Below are 19,273 nucleotides of genomic sequence, written 5' to 3'. Positions count from 1 at the left end.
TGCATCGCAAAGCTAGAGATAGCGCGAAATAGCACCTCAGAAAAAACGTTGGAAAACAGCACGACTCGCTGTTGAGGAAGAGAATGAATCAGGCGGCCGTGCTCGCCGATTTGTGTAGGCACGCCACGTAGCCAGCTGCGAGAGCTCTCACCACTGACGGCGGCGTAATTATTCTGACGTTTGACGTCCTGAGCCATCCCGCGTCGCCAGTCACATAGCCTTGCGGCGTCCATTTGAGAAGCGCGTTGCCAGTCCAAAGGTGAGGGACACCAACCCAGTCTAAGAGCACCCCAGAAGGCAGCGTCCCAAGTTCATGCAAGCGGGCGGCGGCGTCACCATTACTTGTCCGCTCGTCATGTATTGCCTTGTCGATGTCTGCTATGGTCGTGTCGTCCGGGCGCCTATTGCCAAGCACCCAGGCGCGCTTGAAATGGTTATAGTCGTCCCGGCGGCATTCACCGCATGGTCGATGCCCTGCCGCCAACGCCGTTGCCTCGTCCAAGAAGAAGAGTTCAGTGTAACGACCAGGCTGCATCAGGGGCTTACGATTGCGCCCCTTGTAAGACAGTAGGCAGGTTACCCAAGCCTTTCTCTGCCATTGGCGGACGATAATGCCATTTGCGTCGTGAAGCATCCCTCGATTGCCCAACCATCCTGCGGATGGGCAAATCGAGTGAATTTCACCTGTCGGCAAAACACCGTTTGGTAGTGGCATCTAACCCCCCCACAAGATTTTCATGCACTCTTACCACGTTTAAGTGTGGCGAGAATCTGCGAGCCCGAAAATCACCTCTTTGGAGTACTGTGGGAGGCTCGCGTTCGGTTTGCCACATCAGCGCGGCCGGCGAAACGCCACATGCTGAAGCAACAAGCCAGCGCCCCCTAGCGCTGGCCACGCTCCCTCCGAGCAGCCGCCTAGATATAGAACTTGAACGGCAGCATGGGCTCCCCTTCAAGCGGAGCTGCCACCAGTATGTCCCCAATCGCATCGGCGAACCGGATAGTCACCGGTTCTCTGTCATTGAAGAGACAGCTATTGAAGTTAATTTTTGTGAGCGCGAGTACGTCGCTCATAACCGTTCGAATGGAGGCGTCTCCGCGTCTAACGCTTATCTGCAATGGGTTCGGAGTGTCGGGCCCCATGTAGGTTCCCAGCCTCGGCACGAAGCCAGATGTCCACAGGTATCCCGACCTCGGACCAGTCAACATCGCTGTTCCGCGAATAACCGGGTACGCACCGGGCCGGAATAACTTTAATTGGTCCCACGCATCAGCAATTTGCACGCCGACAACATTGGTCAGCGTTCCCCTACAAGCCTCTTGAAATCCTGCCCACTCATCATTGCTGAATGACGACTTGGCGTGAATAAAGAGCTCCTTCGGATTGTCGCCGTGACGAGTCTTGTACTCATGTAGCACGGTGCTGACTAAGCGGGTCGCCGCTTCTTGGTCAAGGTGAAACTGCTTCGTGTCCGGATGAAACCACGGGCCAAGCGCTCCACGGAAGACGACGCCTTCACCATCGGACAAGAACATTTGTGCGGCACATACGGAATGTCGTGATGTCCCTCCTTGGTCTTGTCGCTTATAAACAAGACCGACGTAACACACCCCAGGGCGCATGTTGGCTATCTGCCACGGGCGGCCCCCGCTCTTGTAATAGGAGCCCGAGCACAGTTTCCAGGCTACGGTCGCTGGGTCTTCTATTCTCCGCTTTGGTTCGCCTTTGGCGTTCAGGAAATCACTTGGCGCTAGCGTGCTCTCGCGGACAATTTGGGTGACGACTTGATGGTCAAGCAACCGCGCTTTCAGCTGCCGGCGAAAATTTTTCTCGTATTTGTAGACCTCTGCTTCTTCCTCGGCGTCGCCAAACAGAGTCGGCTGCACGGCCAATTTGAGTGCGTCCCTTTCTCGCAACGTCACCTTACCGTCAACTCGCTCCGCCTTAGGCACCGTCGACATCGAGCGTCCGAGTTCGTAAATGTACTCAGGAACAACGACGTACCAGAAGCTAGGCGGATTCTCATTGCGCTTCTGCTCAGCGATGAGACGCTCAACGAAGACGTCGACTGCGGACTTTATTGCTTCATGGCGATTGGCGATATGGATGCGCCTACGTAGGTCCTCCTCATCGATGTCAGCGATTACCTTGGATGGTTTGTTTGACCAGATGGCATTGAAGGCCTCGGAGAATCCGGGAAAGGGAACATGGTGGGGCTCAATCTCCTTGGCGCCCCGCCGTTGAGGTGGTGTGGCGATGAACGAGGATATCTGCGCGGCCCATCTCTCAAACCGCTCCAGACCAGCCTTCGTACCGATGAATCCGTACCGGATTTGTCTGGGGACCTCTTCCGCATCCACTGGCCCATACAGGTAGAGTCCGTCGCGGGTATATTCCAGCTGCTGCCCGTACCGAAAAGCCAGTGTTGGCTCGGCGATGTGGCAAACCGTCGGGCGAGTCATTCCTCTTCCTCCGTCAGCTGGTCGTCATCCCACTGGCTGCTGGGAATATCCGGGTCATCCTCTTCTGCGGGGGCATCGCTAGTTTCATCCACACGCACGGGGCAGCCAAATTGCATCGGCGGAATGCGCACAGCGATATGTCCACCGTCGGCAACCGACAGCGTCAGCTGGCTCTTGTCATCGGACAACCACCATAAGAAAGCGCAAAGCATGTCCCGCCATCGAGAGTTTCTCCAGCCCTTCGCGAGAGAACGACGCAGCGTATGGGCGCGACGCTTGTCTTCGATGGCGTCCATGCCGTTTTCGCTGAAGACCAAGCGAGCCGCTATTCGAGCATGCGGCAATGGCGTGCTTCGCAAGTGGACATTGATGGCGTAGTGCCAATGGACACTGCGCTTGTCGGAGTGTCCGATGATTTGCCTAGCGCCGTCCCTGTAACCCCAGTCAAATCTGACTTTGTCGAGGGGAGCGGTCTTGATATCGGCCCACCAACTAAGTCTATTTCCGGAGCCTTGATAGCCCTTCAAGCCTCGCTTCTTACAGTAGCGGTCAAATGCTTGCGAACCAATGTCCGAGTACATGGCTTGGGCACGAAAGGGCTCGATTCCATATTCAGACCACCCACCACTAAGAAAAGTGTCTGTAGCGATACTCCCGATTACCTTGCCAGGAAGCCCAGCACTCAAGTGACCTGATGCGTCTGGGCTCGCGAATGTAATCACGCCTCCACGATGAGGTACACATGGCCAGGAGTGGGATTGGCGATGCTGGAAACGGTCCGAATCGAAACCAACAGGTGGTTCACAGTAGTGAATCATGCTTGGTTGGCCCTCAACTGCTAGCCAGTTAGAGACCAATGGTTCAGACTTTTGAACTAGTTTCGCCGAACCTTCAGCATGAGTCTCCAACCAAGCCTGCATAAGTCCGGGCTGGCCTCTGAGAACCCCTTGGTCATGAAGCAGCTCGGTAAGCTCCGCCAACCCTCGAGCCCAACTACTCTTGAAGTCAACATATTGCGCTTGAGCAATACGGAAAGGAGCTTCGTAGGATTCGAGTCGGAGCGGGATGATGAACGCGGCGTCACCAAGCTGCCGCGCGAGATTCGTCGCCATCTCAATCTCGTTTCGCACGCCCTGCTTTTCGAGACCGCTCGGAGTGCACACCAACAGCATCTTAACTGCGCGCCTCCGAAGGGCCTGCTCTAGTTCGCGTGCCCAGTCAACGCCGCCATACAAACGCATGACGTCGGCCCAAACCTCGTAGCCCATCGCTGTGAGCTTCGCGCCTAGCCAGCGAACAAAATGATTGTCTTCTGGCGTTGCGTGCGAAATGAACAGCGCAGTTCTTTGGTCGGGAGCTTGGTCGGTCATGTCTTGTCGAAGAAGAAGACGGACGTGAATAAAGGCTTTGCGAGGAGAGCCACCTGGTTCTTGAGGGAAGCTGGAGTGGCGCGTTCCAATCTAAGCCCACGCCTCCCCCAAAGCCTCAGCTTGTTGCAATACGAGCTCGACAGCCCCTTCTTGCTGGTCAGGCGGATATTTGTACTTACGCAAAATCCGTTTGACCATCAGCCGCAACTTGGCCCGGACGCTTTCTCGAGCCGACCAGTCCACTGTGATGTTCTGCCGTAGGTTTTCGGTAAGCTCGTGCGCAATCTTCTTCAGCGTCTCGTCACTCAGCTCGCGAACAGCGGACTCGTTGTTTGCGAGAGCGTCGTAGAAGCGCACTTCGTCTTCGGTCAGCCCAAGTTCCTCGCCCCGGCCAGCGGCAGCGCGGAACTTCTTAGCCATGTCGATGAGCTCTTCGATGACCTGGGCAGTTTCAATGGCTCGGCTCTGATAACGCTTCACCACATTGGCGAGCATCTCGGAAAATTTCTTCTCCTGAACCACACTCCCCGCGAAGCGGCTCTTGATTTCACCTTCCAGCAGCCGCTCCAGCAGTTCCACTGCCAAATTCCGTTCCGGTAGGTTGCGCACTTCCGCGAGGAAAGCGTCATCGAGAATACCGATATTCGGCTTGTCGAGCCCGACCGCCTCGAACACGTCCACCACCTCTTCGGAAACCACCGCCGAGCCGATGATTTGCCGAATGGCCAGCTCCCGCTCCTCGTCGGTGCGCTTCTTCTCGCTGAGCTCCCGTTTGGTCAGGATGACCTTGACCGCCTGCATGAAGGCGACCTCTTCGCGGACGGCCTTGGCCTCGTCCAGCGTGCAGCACAGCGTGAATGCTTTGCTCATGGCAAGCGCCGTGTCGGCGAAGCGCTTCTTGCCATCCTTGAGGCCTAGCACGTGGTTGGCGGCACCTGCCAAGCGCTTGTGGCCAGCCGTCAGGAAATCGTTGTAGTCGAAGCCGTTAAGCATGCCGCGCAAGATGTCCAGCTTCTCTTCCAGAATGGCGTACGCCTCTGCGGCATCTACAGTGGGGCGACCACGCCCGTTGCTGGCCGTATATTCCTTGAGCGCGCTCTTGAGCTCATTGGCAATCCCGATGTAATCGACCACCAGGCCGCCCTGCTTGTCCTTGAAGACGCGGTTGACGCGGGCGATGGCCTGCATCAGGTTGTGGCCCTTCATGGGCTTGTCCACGTACAGCGTATGGACGCAGGGCGCGTCGAAGCCCGTTAGCCACATGTCTCGCACGATGACAATGCGCAATGGGTCGGCAGCGTCCTTGAAGCGCTTTTCCAAGCGCTTCTTGACTTGGCCGCTGTAGATGTGAGGCCGCAGCAGCGCTTTATCGCTGGCCGAGCCTGTCATCACAATCTTGATAGCGCCTTTCTCCGGGTCGGGGTCGTGCCAGTCGGGGCGCAGCTCAATGATTTCGTTATAGAGGTGGACGCAAATGTCGCGGCTCATGGCAACCACCATGGCCTTGCCGCTCTGCGCCTTGTTGCGCTCCTCGAAGTGCGCCACAAGGTCGGCAGCGACGGCAGCCACACGGGGTTCCGCGCCGACGACCTTTTCCAGCGCGGCCCAGCGGGTCTTCAGCTTGGCCTGCTGGCCTTCCTCTTCGTCCTCGGCGAGTTCATCAACTTCCGTGTCAATCTGAGGCAACTCCTCGGCCTTGAGCGACAGCTTGGCCAAGCGGGACTCGAAGTAGATGGCCACCGTGGCACCATCCTCCTTGGCCTGCTGCATGTCGTAGACGTGGATGTAGTCGCCGAAGACGGCACGCGTATCCCGGTCCTCGCTCGACACTGGGGTGCCAGTGAAGGCAACGAACGTTGCGTTGGGCAGCGCATCGCGCAGGTGCTGGGCATAGCCCACCTGATAGACCGCTCGGGGTTCGGCCACCAGCAAGCCTGAGTCGTCATTGGCAGCGGCTTTTGGCGCGTTCAACGTTTTCAGCTTGGCTTCGAAGCCATACTGGGTTCGGTGCGCTTCGTCGGCGATGACGACGATGTTGTGCCGGTCCGACAACACGGGGAAGGTATCTTCGTCCTCCCCCGGCATGAACTTCTGGATGGTGGCGAAGACGATGCCGCCGGAAGGCCGATTGGCCAGCTTGTCGCGCAAATCTTGTCGAGTGCCAGCTTGCACCGGCTGCTCACGCAACAAATCCTGCGCCAGCGAAAACACACCGAACAGTTGCCCGTCGAGGTCATTGCGGTCGGTAATGACGACGATGGTTGGGTTCGCCATCGCCGCTTCCTGCATCACCCGCGCGGCAAAGCACGTCATCGTGATGCTCTTGCCGCTGCCCTGCGTGTGCCAGACCACGCCCCCTTTGTGGCTACCGCCGGGCCGGGAGGCTGAGACGACTTGCTGGATGGCGGCGCGAACGGCATGGAACTGGTGATAGCCGGCAATCTTCTTGACCAGGGTGCCGTCGTCCTCGAACAGCACGAAGAAGCGCAGGTAGTCCAGCAGGTAGGCGGGCGCAAGCACGCCACGCACGAGCGTTTCCAGCTCATTGAACTGGCCGAGCGGGTCTAGGGCGACGCCATCGATGGTGCGCCACTGCATGTAGCGCTCAGCATTGGCTGAGAGCGAGCCGATGCGTGCTTGCGAGCCATCGCTGATGACCAAGATTTCGTTGTATTGGAAGACGTCGGGAATCTGGTCCTTGTAGGTCTGAATCTGGTCGTAGGCCTTCCAGATGTCGGCGTGTTCGTCGGCGGGGTTCTTCAACTCCAGCAACGCCAACGGCAAGCCGTTGACGAACAGAATGATGTCTGGCCGCCGGGTGTGGTGCGGGCCCTTGATGGAGAACTGGTTGATTGCCAACCACTCGTTGGCTGCTGGATTGGCCCAATCGATGAGGCGGACGAAATCACCTCGGGTTTCACCATCCTTCTGGTATTCGACCAGCACGCCACCGACCAGCATTTGGTGGAAACGCCGGTTGGCGGAAAGCTGTACGGGGATGCCCAGGTCTTGCACCTGACGCACAGCGACTTCGCGGGCAGCCACCGGAATGCTCGGGTTCAAGCGGGCAATTGCACGGCGAAGACGTTCGCCCAACAAGACCTGACGGTAGTCAGCACGTTCAGAATTCACGCCATCGGGAGCGAGGTCGGGGCCGAAGAGGCAGTCATAGCCGACTTCTGAGAGCCAGCCGAGTGTTTCCTGTTCCAGTTGGTCTTCTGTCATGGCCGCGTCAGGCTGCGAGGGCCTCGGCTTCTACGTCAGTGAGTCGGAGTTGGCCGGAAATCAGGCGAGGGAGAAGCGTGTCACGAAGCTCCCTGAGGATTCGCATTTGAGCTACATGACCCCGCTCAATCATTGGACGAACAGTACGCGCAAATTTGTCAAGAACCTCGTCTGTTGGAACCGCAACAAGTTCCGTTTCCAAGAAGTGGGTTGTTTGAAAATTGGCGATACCCGTACTCTGATTCTGATATTCCCAGGTTTTACCTTGCGCGTAGATTTGGCTCAGGTGCAAGCCCAACATCAAGCCAATTTGCTCCGACTTTGGGCGCAACAGCCTACAGAAACTTGCGGGTTCAACCGGGCAGTCGAACTGCCGAAGCAGACCATCTGTTATGTAAAGGGAGCGACCAGTCGGCTGGTCCTTGCTACCACCCGAAACTTCCAAAACAATATCGCCGTGCTGCAGCTTTCGACTAACCAACTTCTTTGCCGCTGTGTACCGAATCGGAACCCGATTATTTTCTCCATGCCGTAGGTCCGGTATGTCCGTACCACGAATAATCGCTACGCGTGTGTCATTTTTATCACTGCGCGCTTCATCTCCCCAGTCACCACCAATAGTGTGAACAAGGAGCTGCCCAAACGGCACTAATCGCCACCCTCGTGGGACCAACCCCAACCCCGACTCCTCAAACGCATCCGGAAACAGCGCAGCGGTGGCTTCATCGATACCTTCCGGCGCACGGCCTTCGAGCTTGGTGCGGACGGGGTCGAAATCGACGAACCATGACTTGAACAGGGCCTGGGCGATGGCTTCCAAGGTGGCGTTGGTTTCGCGCAAGAGAGTGATGCGGTCGTCCAGAGCTCCCAGGAGAGTTGCAATCCCTTGTTGCACGTCAAGGGGTGGGATGGGCAACTTGAACTTGAAACAATCACCGACACGAATGTGACTCACAACGGAGCCAGAACCTTCATGGCTTCCGAATTGGTGCTGCAGTGCGGGGGCCAGAAATGAATAAAGCAAGAACCGAGGCTCAAGCACTTTCCTGTTTGCCCTGTATTGCATCAATCTTTGCCCGAGGAAAACTCCGTCGGCCTCGGTGACCAAACCAACTTCACCTATTGGGGCTTCGCGGGTAAGCACAACGTCGCCACGCTGCAGCTTCGCACGGCGTGTCCATTTTTCGAACGTTTCCTTCTCGACGTATTTGCAGTCGGCAAGGTCAATTCGCCCGTTCCGCACGTTAGTTGTGCGAATCATCCGATACGGCGTTTGATGCGTGACCGCTGGGGCTGTTTTATTGACGCAGTCGACAATAAGGTCGCACACTTGGTCAACGGGTACGACAGGCCACTCAGAGCTCATACCCTAGCCCCCCGAGCTTCTGCCGAATCAACTGGTCCAGCTCCGCCCCCTTGGCCATCTGTTCGCCCAGCTTCTCCGTAAGCTTCAGTATCTTCTCCGCAAACGCCTCATCGTCGTCTTCGACCTCTTCGGCGCCGACATAACGCCCGGGGGTCAACACGTGACCATGCTCAGCAATCTCTGCGAGCTTTACGCTACGGCAGTAGCCGGGAATGTCCTGGTATTCACCAACACCTTTGCTGGTGTCGCCTCGCCATGAGGCGACGGTGTTGGCAATCCGGTCGACGGTGTCGTCAGTTAGCTCCGCTTGAACCCGGCTAATCATCGTGCCTAGCTTGCGGGCATCGATGAAGAGGACCTCGCCCCTGCGCGCCACCTTTTGCTTGGTCAGAAACCACAGGCAGGCCGGAATCTGGGTGTTGAAGAAGAGCTGCCCCGGCAGTGCCACCATGACTTCTACCGCATCGGCATCCACCATCGCCCGGCGAATGTCACCCTCGCTGTTCTGGCTAGAGCTCATCGAGCCATTGGCCAGCACGATGCCCGCTCGGCCGTTGGACTTCAGGTGATACAGCATGTGCTGCAGCCAGGCATAGTTCGCGTTGCCCTGGGGCGGTGTGCCGTAAACCCACCGGGGGTCTCCCTCCAGGCTGCCGTGCCACCAATCGCTGACGTTGAACGGCGGATTGGCCAGGATGAAATCGGCGCGCAAGTCCGGGTGCTGGTTGCGCACGAACGTGTCCGCTGGCTCCCTGCCCAGGTTGTAGTCGATGCCCCGGATGGCCAGATTCATGGCCGCCAACCGCCACGTGGTCGGATTGGATTCCTGACCGTAGATGGAAACGTCCCCCAGCTTGCCGCCATGGGCCTCGATGAACCTCTCCGACTGGACAAACATGCCACCAGAGCCACAGCAAGGGTCATAAACCTTGCCATGGTGAGGCGCGAGCACCGCCACTAGCGTCTTGACAATGGAGGCTGGCGTGTAGAACTGGCCGCCCTTCTTGCCCTCGGCGCTGGCGAACTGGCCAAGGAAATATTCGTAAACCTGGCCCAACACGTCGCGAGCTTGGCTAGCGTCCGAGCCAAAGCCGATGGTGGAAATCAGGTCAACCAGTTCCCCCAGCTTGCCATCGGGCAACTGCGCCCGGGCATAGCGCTTATCTAGGATGCCCTTGAGCTTGGGGTTCTCCCCCTCGATGTCTGCTAGCGCTTCGTCGATGCGCTTGCCGATGTCGGTCTGCTTGGCGGTGTTTCGCAGGTTCTCCCAGCGAGCGCTCTCGGGCACCCAGAAGACGTTGACTTCCTTGTAGTAGTCCCGGTCTTCCAGTTCCTCCGCGAGCAGTTCATCGTCGCAGTCATGCAGGAAGTACTCGTCGTTCTCGTCAGCGAAGCGGCGAGTCAGTTCGACCCGGCGGGCGGCGAAAGTGTCGGAGATGTATTTGAGAAAGATGAGACCCAGGACGAGGTGCTTGTATTCGGCCGCGTCCATATTGGCGCGAAGCTTGTCAGCGGCGGCCCAGAGGGTTTTTCTGATGTCGTCAAGCATTTATGCAGGGGAAAATTCCAACCAAACTTGGATTATGAAGCCTGATTTAGACCTGCGGGACGGAACTTGTCAGCCTGCTCCTCGTATGTGGGACCACCGTGGCGGAAGGATAGCGTGCCACTCCATGGCCTTCATCGCCACGCCCAAGCGGAAGCCCGCAACCAGCATTCGAGACCACCAGTGGCCATGCAGGGGACACCGGTGCACCTCGAACAAATCGCCCATAACCTAGAGCTATCTAATAAAAAGACCCATAAGCTTCTCAACTTATGGGTCCGTTTTTCTCAGGTTATGAGGCTATCTACAGAACAAACTAAACATCAATATTCCGCGCCACCAACGCATTGCTCTCAATGAAGTTCCGGCGCGGTTCCACGTCGTCGCCCATCAGCGTGGTGAAAATCTGGTCCGCGGCAATGGCGTCTTCAATCTGCACGCGCAGCAGGCGGCGCTGGGTGACGTCCATGGTGGTTTCCCACAGCTGCTCGGGGTTCATTTCGCCCAGGCCCTTGTAGCGCTGGCGGCTCACGCCGCGCTCGGCTTCGCTCAGCAGCCAGGTCATGGCGGCGTGGAAGTCGGCAACGTTCTGCTCGCGCACCTTGTCGCCGGTGCCGCGGCGCACCTTGGCGCCGTCGCCAATCAGGCCCTGGAAGGTGGCGGCGGTGCTTGAGAGCGCGGTGTAGTCGGCGCCGGCCACAAAGTCGGCGTCGATGTGGCTGAGGCGCTGGTTGCCGTGCTGGCGGCGGACGATCATGACGCGGTACTTCTCGGTCTTCTCGTCGTACTGCATGAAGGCGTCTGCGGTGGCGCCGCCGTTGGCGCTGCTGGCGTTGCCTTGCATTTCGAGCAGGCGGGCCTTGAGCGTGCGGGCGCTGGCTTCGGCTGCGGCTTCGTTGGACAAATCCAGCGACACGCCTTCGGCAATGGCGCGCAGGGCGTCGGCGTCAATCACGCGAGACAGGCGCTCGATCACGCTTTGGCTGAACTGGTACTGGCGTGCGAGTTCGGCCAGGGCGTCGCCGGCAATCTCGGTGCCGTCGGGGCGCACGAGCACGGCGGTGTCCAGCGCCTGGCGCACGAGGTAGGCGGCCATCTCGACGTCGTCTTTGATGTAGCGCTCTTCCTTGCCGTGCTTGATCTTGTAGAGCGGCGGCTGGGCGATGTACACGTGGCCGCGCTCGATGATCTCGGGCATCTGGCGGTAGAAGAACGTGAGCAGCAGCGTGCGGATGTGCGAGCCGTCTACGTCAGCATCGGTCATGATGATGATGCGGTGGTAGCGCAGCTTGTCGAGGTTGTAGTCGTCTTTGCCAATGCCGGTGCCCATGGCGGTGATGAGCGTGAGCACTTCTTGGCTGGAGAGCATCTTGTCAAAGCGCGCGCGCTCGACGTTCAGGATCTTGCCCTTGAGCGGCAGGATTGCCTGGAACTTGCGGTCGCGGCCCTGCTTGGCCGAGCCACCTGCGGAGTCACCCTCGACGATGAAGAGTTCTGACAGCGCGGGGTCTTTCTCCTGGCAGTCGGCCAGCTTGCCGGGCAGGCCCATGCCGTCGAGCACGCCCTTGCGGCGCGTCATTTCACGGGCCTTGCGGGCGGCTTCACGCGCGCGGGCGGCTTCAACGATCTTGCCGCAGATGATCTTGGCGTCGACGGGCGTTTCCAGCAGGAAGTCGCTCAACGCCTTGGCGACGACTTCTTCCACCGGCAGGCGCACTTCCGACGAGACGAGCTTGTCCTTGGTCTGCGAGCTGAACTTGGGCTCGGGCACCTTGACGGACAGCACGCAGGTCAGGCCTTCGCGCATGTCGTCGCCCGAGGTTTCAACCTTGGCCTTCTTGGCGATCTCGTTGTCGGTGATGTACTTGTTGATGACGCGCGTCATGGCGGCGCGCAGGCCGGTGAGGTGGGTGCCGCCGTCGCGCTGCGGGATGTTGTTGGTGAAGCAGAGCACCTGCTCGTTGAAGCCGTCGTTCCATTGCATCGACACTTCGACGCCCACGCCGTCTTTCTCGCCGTTGGCGAAGAAGATGGTGGGGTGCAGCACGGTCTTGTTCTTGTTGATGTACTCAACAAAGCCCTTCACGCCGCCCGAGAAGGCGAAGTCTTCTTCCTTGCCGGTGCGCTGATCCGTCAGCTTGATGTGCACGCCGTTGTTCAGGAACGAAAGCTCGCGAATGCGCTTGGAGAGGATCTCGTAGTGGTATTCGACGTTGGTGAAGATCTCTTCGTCGGCCAGGAAGTGCACTTCGGTGCCGCGCTTGTCGGTGTTGCCCGACACACGCAGCGGCGAGACTTCGACCATCTTGCCGTCCGGCGCTTCCATCGTTTCGATCAGACGGTTCTGCGGGATGCCGCGCGCGAAGTCGATGTGGTGGACCTTGCCGTCGCGGCGGATGGTCACCTTGAGCCATTTCGACAGGCCGTTCACGCAAGACACGCCCACGCCGTGCAGGCCGCCCGAGACCTTGTAGCTGTTCTGGTCGAACTTGCCACCGGCGTGCAGCTCGGTCATGACGATTTCGGCTGCGCTGCGCTTGGGCTCGTGCTTGTCGTCAAACTTGATGCCGGTCGGGATGCCGCGGCCGTTGTCCACCACCGAGATGGAGTTGTCGGTGTGGATGGTCACCTGGATCTCGGTGCAATGGCCGGCCAGTGCTTCGTCGATGGAGTTGTCCAGCACCTCGAACACGAGGTGGTGCAGGCCGGTGCCGTCGGACGTATCGCCGATGTACATGCCCGGCCGCTTGCGTACCGCCTCCAGGCCTTCCAGGATCTGGATCGAGGCGGCGCCGTAGCTGCTGCCATCGGCGGGGGTGGATTGCGGTTTCTGCTCTTCGGTCATGTCGTTCTGCTCGCAGCCATGGGCGTTTTGCGCACACAGCGGGGTTGCTTAAAAACGGCGAAGGGGCGGATCGTCACGATCCAGCCCCTCGTCTTGCTCTGGGTGCAGCGGTGCGTCAAATGCGCATCGGCATGACGACGTACTTGAAGGTGTCGTCGTCCGGCAGGGTGATGAGTGCGCTCGAATTGGAGTCGCCCAGGCTCACCTGCACTTTTTCGGCCTTGAGGTTGGCCAGCACGTCCAGCAGGTAGGTGACGTTGAAACCGATATCCAGTGCGTCGCCCTGGTAGTCGATTTCGAGTTCTTCCTGCGCTTCTTCCTGGTCAGCGTTGGTGGAGCTGATCTTCAGGACGTTGGTGTCGAGCATGCAGCGCACGCCCTTGAACTTGTCGGTGGTCAGGATGGCCGTGCGTTGCAGCGCCTGCTGCAGGAAGGCACGGTCGATCGTGAAGCTGTTGCGGTAACCCTTCGGGATCACGCGCTGGAAATCCGGGAACTTGCCTTCGACCAGCTTGGAGATCAGCTCGATATTGCCGAAGGTGAACTTGACCTGGTTGGAGGCCAGTTGCACCGAGACGGGATCGTCCACGTCTTCCAGCAGGCGTTGCAGTTCGAGGATGGTCTTGCGCGGGATGATGACTTCCTGGCGGCCGCCGGCACCTGCCGGTTGCTCGCCGGTTTCAACGCCGCAGTAGGCCAGGCGGTGACCGTCGGTGGCGACAGCCATGACTTGCTTGCCGTCCACCACCAGCAGCATGCCGTTGAGGTAGTAGCGGATGTCTTGCTGGGCCATCGCGAAATGCACCATCGCCAGCAGGTGCTTGAGCGTCTTCTGCGGCAGCGTGATGCGGGCACCGAAATCGGTTGCCTCTGCGACGGTCGGGAATTCTTCGGCGGCCAGCGTCTGCAGCGCAAAGCGGCTCTTGCCGGATTGCACCGTCATGCGCTTGTCGTTGAGCGTGAGTGCGACTTCGCCGTCGGGCATGGCACGCAGGATGTCGACCAGCTTGCGGGCGGCCACGGTGGTGGCGATGTCGCCGGCACCGGCGCCGCAATCGGCGTGCGTGGTGATCTGGATTTCGATGTCGGTGGACAGGAAGGAAACCCGTTCACCTTGCTTGGTGATCAGCAGATTGGCCAGGATGGGCAGCGTGTGTCGGCGTTCCACGATGCCGCTCACGATTTGCAGCGGACGCAGCAGGTTGTCTCGCGAGGTTTTGACCAATTGCATGAAGGCGATCCTTGGCTTGAGAGGTGACACCGCGCGCGCCCCAGCCTGGGCCACATGGGCCGGTGCCTGCAGGAGCATTCGCGATTAACCCAAAGTTGTTGTAAATCAAGGGGTTAATCACAAATTATACCGCAAATAAGGGGGCGCTGGATAGCGTCACGCGCGCGGCAAATATGTCTATTGTGCATGAAAAGACGCCCGCATTCGAGCGGGCGTCTGTCGAGGCTTGATTCAGGGCGAATGGCGTTGCCATGCGCTCTGCTGACCATCGCGCGGTCAGCCCTTGAGCGTTTGCTCGAGCACGTGCAACTCGTGGTTGAGCTGGGCGTCCTTGGTGCGCTCGTCGGCGATCTTGCGCACGGCGTGCAGCACCGTGGTGTGGTCGCGGCCGCCGAACAATTCGCCAATTTCGGGCAGGCTTTTCTGCGTGAGTTCCTTGGCCAGATACATGGCGATCTGGCGCGGGCGCGCGATGTTGGCCGGCCGCTTCTTGGAGTACATGTCCGCGACCTTGATGTTGTAGAAATCGGCGCAGGTCTTCTGGATGTTCTCCACCGAGATCTGGCGGTTCTGCACGGTCAGCAGGTCTTTGAGCGCCTCGCGCGTGACCTCGATCGTGATCTCTTTGCCGTGGAAGTTCGAGTACGCCAGGATCTTGCGCAGCGCGCCTTCCAGCTCACGCACGTTCGAGCGCAGGTGCTTGGCCACGAAGAAGGCCACTTCTTCCGGCACGGTCACGTTTTCGGCCTGCGCCTTCTTCATCAGAATCGCGACGCGCATTTCCAGCTCGGGCGGCTCGATGGCCACGGTCAGGCCGGAGTCAAAGCGCGAGATCAGGCGGTCGTCGATGCCGGTGATCTCTTTCGGATACGTATCGCTGGTGATGATGACCTGCGCGCGATTGGCGATCAGCGCCTCGAACGCGTAGAAGAACTCTTCCTGCGTGCGGTTCTTGCCCGAGAAGAACTGGATGTCATCGATCAGCAGCAAATCGAGCGAGTGGTAGTAGCGCTTGAAATCGTCAAACGCCTTGCGCTGGTACGCCTTCACCACATCGGACACGTACTGCTCTGCGTGGATGTAGCGGATGCGCGCACGCGGGTTCTCCATCAGCATGAAATTGCCGATGGCATGGATCAAGTGCGTCTTGCCCAGGCCCACGCCGCCGTACAGGTACAGCGGGTTGTACGACTTGCCCGGGTTGTTGGCCACCTGGATGGCCGCGGCGCGCGCCAACTGGTTCGCCTTACCGGTGACGAAGTTGTCGAACGTCAGGATCTGATTGAGCCGCGAGCGCTCGTGCACGGAATCGTCCACCGGCGCCTGCGGCGGCGCGGCCAGACTCGTGACCACGGCGGGCGCCTGCGGCGGCATGCGATACGACTGCGCGCTGACCTCGGCGGCGTCCATCACGGGCACGTCGATATCGGCGGCGGCATGGCTGGCCGTTGCCAGCGCGGTTTCGCGATACACGGACGGCGCGGGGCGCAGCGTGGCAGCGTCATGCGTGACACCGTTGCCGCCCGGCATGGCCTGCCGCGGTTGACCTGCTTGCGCACCGAGGGGTTGCATCGGCACCGGCGCGAGCGCCGGCTGGAGGGCCGCCTGGCGCTGGCCGGCGGTCGGGTCGAGCACGAACTGCACGTCAACCGCCGCCTCCCAGTAGTCGCACGCGAGCGACTGGATGCGGCCCGAGAACTGGCTCTTGACCCAGTCGAGCTTGAAGCGGTTGGGCGCGGCAATCCGCAGCGTGCACGCCTGCTCGTCAAACGACAGCGGCGTCAGCGGCTTGATCCACGTCTTGAATTGTTGCGGCGTCAGCTCACTCTCGAGCTGAGCGGACGCCGCATGCCAGAAATCCTGCATCGTTATCGTTAGGTGTTTGACCGGCGCCACACGCGTCAGATGACGTCCCCGGGAGGGCCGGCCGCCGGGCCCCTGGCGCTGGCCAGAAACCGGGTGGCTTTCGTTATTGGAACGGGATTGTACCCCCTGCCGAAAGTTATCCACAAAGGATAAGTCTGTGGATAACCTGTGGACCCGCTGTGAGTAGCGGTGGACAACCGATTTTGTTGACTTGCCGCAAACCCAGTCCTGACAAGGCTTTCCGCAGAGCACACCAAGCCGCACAAGGCGATGGGGACAACTCGCCAGCGGGTGGATTTCGGGCGCGGAGCGCACGTTATCCCCAATCAGCAAGGCTTGACAGATGTGGGAAATGCCGCTTAAATGTCGGGTTCTGCGATGCGCAGCAGGGGAGCGCACGCTTGTTCGTGTCAGATGCGGGGCGAAAAACACTTCGTCGCGACTGATCCGGCTTAGGCCCGATGCTCTCGGTGCCCGATGTTCCGGTGACACCTTAGACCTGAACAACATAGCGCACGGCAGTCTGCGTGGGCGATTTCTCTGACTGAATCGACACCAGGCCGCGGCGGTAGCCCTAGGCCCGGCGCGTGCGGCAATGTCCGCACCACCCATTAACAAGAGAGTGCATCATGAAGCGTACCTATCAACCTTCCGTTACCCGTCGCAAGCGCACCCACGGTTTCCGTGTTCGCATGAAGACCCGTGGTGGCCGTGCCGTGCTGAACGCACGCCGCGCCAAGGGCCGTAAGCGCCTGGCCATCTAAAGACGGCCGCGCCGGGGGCGGCGGCTTACAGCCGTTGCCCATGGCTTTGCGGCACGCTGGCGATGGGCTTGCACGCCTACCCCAAGGCCGCGAGGCTGACAAAAACGGATGAGTTTTCATCCGTTTTTGCTTTGCGGCCGGTCCGGCGTAGTCGTCACTTCGTTCTGTATGTGCGTGCCAATGGCGCCGCCCAAGCGCGCCTGGGCGTGGTGATCGGCAAGAAATTCGCCAAACGCGCTGTCGAGCGCAACCTCATCAAGCGTCAGTGCCGCGAGTTGTTCCGCCTGCGGCAGCCTTTGCTGGGCGGGCGCGACGTGCTGATCCGCCTGCACGCTAAGTTTCCGCGCCAGGACGTACCGACCGTGACCGCCTTCAAGCGCATCTGCCGCGAAGAGCTGGTGCACCTCTTTGAGGTTGCCGCGCGTCCATTGCCGGCACCGCCTTCGGCCACACCGTCCCAGCCCGGCGCTGGGAGCACGCCATGACGCGCGTGCTGCTGTTTCTGCTGCGCATCTACAAAGTGGCGTTCAGCCCGTTTGTGGGCGCGCAATGCCGTTTCCTCCCGACGTGTTCCGACTACGCGCGCGATGCCGTGCTCGCTCATGGGCCCGGTTACGGCAGTTATCTTGCGGCAAAACGTCTATGCCGCTGCCATCCGTTCGCACAAGGCGGGTATGATCCTGTGCCGCCCGCCGCTGGCGACGCTGTGCCCCGCTCCACCGATCCCGCATCGACCGACGCGACCGCAGCTGACTCCCAGCCTGCGCGGCCGTCGATCCAGGCAGTGCCGGAAAACGTAGCGAGCAACCCGAGGTTGGACCCAGAAGCGCAACCGTACAAGGGTACGGTCAGCATCGCAGGTTCAAGACCGGGCTGCGCAGCCGTTTTTCGGCGCTGGCTTCACCTTCCCAGACCGTAATCCGACATGGATATCAAACGCACCATTCTCTGGGTGATCTTCTCGCTGGCGGTTGTCCTGCTGTTCGACAACTGGCAACGCGCGAATGGCCACCAGTCGATGTTCTTCCCGACGCCGCAAACGGCCACGACCACGGCCGCCGCGCCGGGCAGCACGCCCGCAGGCGATGTGCCGAAGAGCGCCTCCACGACGGCAGCCGCCGGGTCGCAAGCCGCGCCGGCCACGGGCGCCGCTTCGCAGGCACCGGCTTCGGAAAAGATCGTCATCTCGACCGACCTGCTGCGCGCCACCATCGACACCGACGGCGCCATCGTCACCAAGCTCGAACTGCTCGATCAGAAAGACCACGACGGCAACCCGATGGTGCTGTTCGACCGCAGCGTCGAGCGTACCTATCTGGCTCGCTCGGGCCTGATCGGCGGCGATTTCCCGAACCACACGACGGTGTTTGCAGCATCGGCCGGCCCGCGTGACCTGGGCACCGGCAACGATGTCTCGATCACGCTGACGGCCGACAAGGGCGGCGCCAAGCTGGCCAAGACGTATGTCTTCAAGCGCGGCAGCTACGTGATCGACACGCGCTTCGACGTGACGAACGACGGCACCGCGCCGATCAACCCGACGCTGTACCTGGAACTGGCCCGCGACGGCGGTGCGATCGAGCAGTCGCGCTTCTACAGCACGTTCACCGGCCCGGCCGTGTATACCGACGGCGACAAGTTCCACAAGATCACCTTTGCCGACATCGACAAGGGCAAGGCACAGGTGCCGGCTCCGACCGACAGCGGCTGGGTGGCGATGGTGCAGCACTACTTTGCATCGGCCTGGATTCCGGCAGACAACGTCAAGCGCGAGTACTACGTCAACCGCGTCGACAACAACTTCTACCGCATCGGCATCCAGGAGCCGCTGGGCACCGTGGCGCCGGGCGCCAGCGTGTCGGCCACGGCACGCCTGTTCGCCGGCCCGCAGCAAGCACGCATGCTTGAGGCCATCACCCCGGGCCTGGACCTGGTGAAGGACTATGGCTGGCTGACCATCGTCGCCAAGCCGCTGTTCTGGCTGCTGGAAAAGATCCACGCGCTGCTGGGCAACTGGGGCTGGTCGATCGTCGCACTGACGGTGCTGATCAAGCTGGTGTTCTTCCCGCTGTCGGCCACGAGCTACCGTTCGATGGCCAAGATGAAGGACCTGCAGCCGCGCATGACGGCCATCCGCGAGCGCCACAAGGGCGATCCGCAGAAGATGAACCAGGAAATGATGACGCTGTACCGCACCGAGAAGGTCAATCCGCTCGGCGGCTGCCTGCCGATCGTGATCCAGATTCCGGTGTTCATGGCGTTGTACTGGGCGCTGCTGTCGTCGGTGGAAATGCGCGGTGCGCCGTGGATCGGCTGGGTGCATGATCTGTCCACGCCTGACCCGTTCTACATCCTGCCGGTGCTGATGGCCGTGTCGATGTTTGTGCAGACCAAGCTGAACCCGACGCCGCCGGACCCGGTGCAGGCCAAGGTGATGATGTTCATGCCGATCGCGTTCTCGGTGATGTTCTTCTTCTTCCCGGCCGGCCTGGTGCTGTACTGGGTGGTGAACAACTGCCTGTCGATCGCGCAGCAATGGTCGATCAACCGCATGCTGGGCACCAACAACAAGGCGGCACCCGCCAAGTAAGGCGAAT

At 60.2% G+C, this 19,273-nt stretch carries 11 protein-coding genes and 1 pseudogene; 4 read left to right on the top strand and 8 right to left on the bottom strand.

The window, feature by feature from the left end:
- Window positions 1–915: 915 nt before the first annotated feature.
- The 8 genes from R2676_RS16235 to dnaA form a co-directional block, all read right to left on the bottom strand.
- Window positions 916–2,463 carry an argonaute/piwi family protein gene (locus R2676_RS16235; RefSeq protein ID WP_206272432.1) on the bottom strand — a complete coding sequence of 516 codons (1,548 nt, stop codon included), beginning with the start codon at window positions 2,461–2,463 and terminating at the stop codon, window positions 916–918.
- Window positions 2,460–3,833 (bottom strand): toll/interleukin-1 receptor domain-containing protein, encoded by a 1,374-nt coding sequence (locus R2676_RS16230; protein ID WP_206272433.1) that lies wholly within the window; start codon window positions 3,831–3,833, stop codon window positions 2,460–2,462. Before R2676_RS16230 ends, R2676_RS16235 begins: the two co-directional genes overlap by 4 nt.
- 90 nt (window positions 3,834–3,923) lie before the next feature.
- A complete protein-coding gene (locus R2676_RS16225) occupies window positions 3,924–7,058 on the bottom strand; it encodes a type I restriction endonuclease subunit R (RefSeq protein ID WP_316857347.1) in 3,135 nt (1,044 codons plus the stop codon).
- A 7-nt stretch (window positions 7,059–7,065) separates the two neighbouring features.
- Entirely contained in the window at window positions 7,066–8,424 is a 1,359-nt protein-coding gene (locus R2676_RS16220; protein WP_206272435.1) for a restriction endonuclease subunit S, read from the bottom strand.
- Window positions 8,414–9,973 (bottom strand): class I SAM-dependent DNA methyltransferase, encoded by a 1,560-nt coding sequence (locus R2676_RS16215; protein ID WP_206272436.1) that lies wholly within the window; start codon window positions 9,971–9,973, stop codon window positions 8,414–8,416. The genes R2676_RS16220 and R2676_RS16215 overlap by 11 nt, the downstream gene beginning before the upstream one ends.
- 313 nt (window positions 9,974–10,286) lie before the next feature.
- Window positions 10,287–12,815: a DNA topoisomerase (ATP-hydrolyzing) subunit B gene (gyrB, locus tag R2676_RS16210; RefSeq protein ID WP_206272437.1), complete on the bottom strand. Its 2,529-nt coding sequence runs from the start codon at window positions 12,813–12,815 to the stop codon at window positions 10,287–10,289.
- Between the two features lie 115 nt (window positions 12,816–12,930).
- The gene (gene dnaN, locus R2676_RS16205) at window positions 12,931–14,046 is read right to left on the bottom strand and encodes a DNA polymerase III subunit beta (protein ID WP_012760842.1); all 1,116 of its coding nucleotides are present in this window, start codon (window positions 14,044–14,046) and stop codon (window positions 12,931–12,933) included.
- A gap of 276 nt (window positions 14,047–14,322) precedes the next feature.
- Window positions 14,323–15,912 (bottom strand): chromosomal replication initiator protein DnaA, encoded by a 1,590-nt coding sequence (gene dnaA, locus R2676_RS16200; protein ID WP_206272438.1) that lies wholly within the window; start codon window positions 15,910–15,912, stop codon window positions 14,323–14,325.
- Between the two features lie 629 nt (window positions 15,913–16,541).
- Here dnaA and rpmH point away from each other — a divergent pair.
- From rpmH to yidC, 4 genes and pseudogenes are all read left to right on the top strand, one after another.
- The gene (gene rpmH / locus R2676_RS16195; RefSeq protein ID WP_003262958.1) at window positions 16,542–16,676 is read left to right on the top strand and encodes a 50S ribosomal protein L34; all 135 of its coding nucleotides are present in this window, start codon (window positions 16,542–16,544) and stop codon (window positions 16,674–16,676) included.
- Between the two features lie 62 nt (window positions 16,677–16,738).
- Window positions 16,739–17,161: a ribonuclease P protein component gene (rnpA, locus tag R2676_RS16190; RefSeq protein WP_147213434.1), complete on the top strand. Its 423-nt coding sequence runs from the start codon at window positions 16,739–16,741 to the stop codon at window positions 17,159–17,161.
- Window positions 17,158–17,454 (top strand): annotated as a pseudogene (gene yidD / locus R2676_RS16185) (membrane protein insertion efficiency factor YidD); the annotation flags it as partial. The gene rnpA and the pseudogene yidD, both read left to right, overlap by 4 nt.
- A 147-nt stretch (window positions 17,455–17,601) precedes the next feature.
- On the top strand, window positions 17,602–19,266 hold the full coding sequence (gene yidC / locus R2676_RS16180; protein WP_027678621.1) for a membrane protein insertase YidC: 1,665 nt from the start codon (window positions 17,602–17,604) through the stop codon (window positions 19,264–19,266).
- Window positions 19,267–19,273: the final 7 nt, after the last annotated feature.

Source organism: Ralstonia flatus (assembly GCF_958439105.1).
Taxonomy (GTDB): domain Bacteria; phylum Pseudomonadota; class Gammaproteobacteria; order Burkholderiales; family Burkholderiaceae; genus Ralstonia; species Ralstonia flatus.
This window is presented reverse-complemented; position numbering and strand designations above follow the sequence as displayed.

Bases quoted from the DNA above. Each gene is read 5' to 3' on its own strand.
- R2676_RS16220 (WP_206272435.1), bottom strand. From the start codon at position 8,424: ATGAGCTCTGAGTGGCCTGTCGTACCCGTTGACCAAGTGTGCGACCTT.
- dnaA (WP_206272438.1), bottom strand. From the start codon at position 15,912: ATGCAGGATTTCTGGCATGCGGCGTCCGCTCAGCTCGAGAGTGAGCTG.
- R2676_RS16230 (WP_206272433.1), bottom strand. From the start codon at position 3,833: ATGACCGACCAAGCTCCCGACCAAAGAACTGCGCTGTTCATTTCGCAC.
- R2676_RS16215 (WP_206272436.1), bottom strand. From the start codon at position 9,973: ATGCTTGACGACATCAGAAAAACCCTCTGGGCCGCCGCTGACAAGCTT.
- dnaN (WP_012760842.1), bottom strand. From the start codon at position 14,046: ATGCAATTGGTCAAAACCTCGCGAGACAACCTGCTGCGTCCGCTGCAA.
- gyrB (WP_206272437.1), bottom strand. From the start codon at position 12,815: ATGACCGAAGAGCAGAAACCGCAATCCACCCCCGCCGATGGCAGCAGC.
- R2676_RS16225 (WP_316857347.1), bottom strand. From the start codon at position 7,058: ATGACAGAAGACCAACTGGAACAGGAAACACTCGGCTGGCTCTCAGAA.
- rpmH (WP_003262958.1), top strand. From the start codon at position 16,542: ATGAAGCGTACCTATCAACCTTCCGTTACCCGTCGCAAGCGCACCCAC.
- rnpA (WP_147213434.1), top strand. From the start codon at position 16,739: ATGGGCTTGCACGCCTACCCCAAGGCCGCGAGGCTGACAAAAACGGAT.
- yidC (WP_027678621.1), top strand. From the start codon at position 17,602: ATGGATATCAAACGCACCATTCTCTGGGTGATCTTCTCGCTGGCGGTT.
- R2676_RS16235 (WP_206272432.1), bottom strand. From the start codon at position 2,463: ATGACTCGCCCGACGGTTTGCCACATCGCCGAGCCAACACTGGCTTTT.